This is a genomic window from Aestuariivirga sp. (assembly GCF_044239095.1).
Classification (GTDB): Bacteria; Pseudomonadota; Alphaproteobacteria; order Rhizobiales; family Aestuariivirgaceae; genus Aestuariivirga.
Window position 1 is genome coordinate 1 of sequence record NZ_JBIICB010000369.1, and the last position, 3,236, is coordinate 3,236.

A 3,236-nucleotide genomic window follows, 5' to 3' on the forward strand; every position below is an offset into this window, starting at 1 on the left:
TCGGCCCGCCCCCGGCCGTCCAGGTTGCGCTGGGTGGAACAATCGCCGAGCACGAAGCCAGCCGGATCGCCCGTGCCAGGCGCATTCGCGTGGCGGAAAAGAACGATGGCGCCGGGCTCTCCCAGAATCCGCCAGGGATCTTCCTCCGCATGCGCGGTGGAGAAGCAGGCACAAAGGGGCAGAAGCAGGAGGGTGCGGCGTCTCATCATGCCGCTTTCTACGTGCCCGGCCCGCAGTGGTTCAGCTGAACTTGTTGCGCTTCGGGAAGCCCGTCGGCGGCTGCCGGCCAGCCTGCGCGCGCTCGCCGATCCAGTCCCGCAGGTCGGTCACCACGAAGTTGCGGCCCGAGCTATCGGTCCAGGACAGGCCGTCCTTCAACTTGAACGCCCGCACATCGCTCAAGGTCCCGTCCTTGAAGCGCTGCAGGCGCACACCCTTGCCGCGCGCCATTTCGGGAACCTCGGAGAGCTTGAAGATGATCATCTTGCGGTTCTCGCCGATCGAGGCCACGTGGGTTGCATCTTCCGGAACCGGCACGCAGACGCAGGCCTCCACCGGGGCCTTCACGTTCAGCACCTGCTTGCCCTTGCGGGTCGTTGCCACACACTCGTCCTCGGAGACGACGAAGCCATCGCCTTCGGTTGAGGCAAGCAGCCGCTTGGTGCCCGGCTGGTGCACGAAGAGCGAGACGATTGAGTCCGCCGCATCGAGATCGCACATCAGGCGCACCGGCTCGCCGTGCCCGCGTCCGCCCGGCAGCTTGGCCACGTCGAGCGTGAAGAACTTGCCGGATGACGAGAACACCATCACCCGGTCCGTCGACATGGCGTGGAATGTATACTGGCCCTTGTCCCCGTCCTTGTAGGTGAGGCCCGAGACATCCTCCATGTGGCCCTTCATGGTGCGGATCCAGCCCTTCTCGGAGCAGACCACGGTGACGGGCTCCTTCTCGATCATCGACTGTTCGAGATCGGGGTCGATCTCCGGCGCTTCGGAGAAATCCGTGCGGCGGCGGCCGAGTGGCGTCTTCTTGGCGTATTTCTCCTTCACGCCCTTGATCTCCTCCGCAATCCGCGACCACTGGTCGTCCTCGGAGTTCAGGAGCGCCTTCAAACCCTTCTGCTCTTTCACGAGCTTCTGGTGCTCGCCGCGGATCTCCATCTCCTCCAGCTTGCGCAAGGCGCGCAGACGCATGTTGAGGATGGCCTCGGCCTGGTTGTCGGTGAGCGAGAAGCGCGCCATCAGCGTGGCCTTGGGCTCATCCTCCTCGCGGATGATGCGGATCACCTCGTCGAGGTTGAGGTAGGCAACGAGATAGCCCTCGAGGATCTCGAGGCGGCGCGCGATTTCAGCCAGCCGGAAGTTGGTGCGGCGGACCAGCACCTCCTTGCGGTGGTCCAGCCACTCGCGCAGCACCTGCTTGAGGCTCATCACCTTCGGCACCTTGCCGTGGCTCAGCACGTTCATGTTGAGCGGAATGCGCGCCTCAAGCTCGGTGTTGCGGAACAGCTGCTCCATCATCAGCGTCGGGTCGACCGTGCGGCTCTTGGGCTCGAGCACGACGCGGACATCTTCCGCCGATTCATCGCGCACATCGGCCAAGAGCGGCAGTTTCTTTGCGGTGAGCAGCTCCGCGATCTTCTCGATGAGCCGGCTCTTCTGAACGAGATAGGGAATCTCAGTGACGACGATCTGCCACGCGCCGCGCGGCAGCTCTTCCTGCGTCCAGCGCGCGCGCACGCGGAACCCGCCGCGGCCCGTCCTGTAGGCCTCGGCGATCGAGGCGCGGTCGTCGATGATGATGCCGCCCGTCGGGAAGTCCGGGCCCTGCACGAGCTGGGCGATCTTTTCGTCCGTGGCGTTGGGCCTCTTGATCAGGTGCAGTGCCGCCTCGCAGAGCTCCGCTGCATTGTGCGGCGGAATGGATGTCGCCATGCCGACCGCAATGCCCGAAGAGCCATTGGCGAGAAGGTTCGGAAAGGCGCCCGGAAGCACCACGGGCTCCTGCAGCGAGCCATCGTAGTTGGGGCGGAAGTCGACTGTCTCCTCGTCCAGGCCTTCAAGCAGCAGCTTGGCAACCTCCGTCAGGCGCGCTTCGGTGTAGCGGTAGGCCGCAGCCGAGTCGCCGTCGATGTTGCCGAAGTTGCCTTGACCGTCCACGAGCGGATAGCGCGAGGAAAAGTCCTGCGCCAGGCGCACCAGCGCATCATAGATCGACTGGTCGCCATGGGGGTGATAGCCGCCCATCACATCGCCCACGATCTTGGCCGATTTCTTGAACGCCGCGTTGGGGTCGAGCCGCAACATCTGCATCACATGCAGCAACCGGCGATGCACCGGCTTCAGGCCGTCACGCACATCAGGCAACGCCCGGTGCATGATGGTTGAGAGCGCATATGCCAGGTAGCGTTCCTCGAGGGCTTCCTTGAGGTCGATCTTCTGGATGTCTTTCGGGCCTTCCGGCGGGGGAACGTGCTTACTCATGATTCGGGGCTTATAGCATTTCCATCATGGGGATTTGGATCGCGGCGCTGTTTAGCCCACAAGTGGCGGAAAGACGAACGGAAAGTGAACGGATGTGCAGTGGGAGAGGACCCTCATCCGGCCTTCGGCCACCTTCTCCCATCCTTCGGACGGGAGAAGGGAATGCAGGTCTCAATAATTTTCCCTTCTCCCGTCGCAACGCGATGGGAGAAGGTGCCCGGTAGGGCGGATGAGGGTCTCTCTCCGCGAGTCCCGATGTTGAGGCAGGCCCTCATCCGTCGCTTCGCGCCACCTTCTCCCATCCTTCGGACGGGAGAAGGGAATACAGGTCTCAATAATTTTCCCTTCTCCCGTCGCAACGCGATGGGAGAAGGTGCCCAAAGGGCGGATGAGGGCCTCTCTCCAAGGGTCCCGATGTTGAAGCAGGCCCTCATCCGGCCTTCGGCCACCTTCTCCCATCCTGCGGACGGGAGAAGGGAAAGCTGGGAGATGCTTATCCCCTTCTCCCGTCGCAACGCGATGGGAGAAGGTGCCCGGCAGGGCGGATGAGGGCATCTCTCCACGAGTCCCGATGTTGAAGCAGGCCCTCATCCGGCCTTTGGCCACCTTCTCCCATCCTTCGGACGGGAGAAGGGAATGCAGGTCTCAATAATTTTCCCTTCTCCCGTCGCAACGCGATGGGAGAAGGTGCCCGAAAGGGCGGATGAGGGCATCTCTCCACGAGTCCCGATGTTGAAGCAGGCCCTCATCCA

General features: G+C 63.3%; 1 protein-coding gene and 1 pseudogene. Both read right to left on the minus strand.

The window, feature by feature from the left end; all coding sequences use genetic code 11:
• Nucleotides 1–209, minus strand: a pseudogene (locus ACILRA_RS21300) (histidine phosphatase family protein); the annotation flags it as partial.
• A gap of 31 nt (nt 210–240) precedes the next feature.
• Nucleotides 241–2,484, minus strand: coding sequence for a DNA topoisomerase IV subunit A (gene parC / locus ACILRA_RS21305; protein WP_395664051.1), 2,244 nt, complete (start codon nt 2,482–2,484; stop codon nt 241–243).
• Nucleotides 2,485–3,236: the final 752 nt, after the last annotated feature.

Bases quoted from the DNA above. Each gene is read 5' to 3' on its own strand.
- parC (WP_395664051.1), bottom strand. From the start codon at position 2,484: ATGAGTAAGCACGTTCCCCCGCCGGAAGGCCCGAAAGACATCCAGAAG.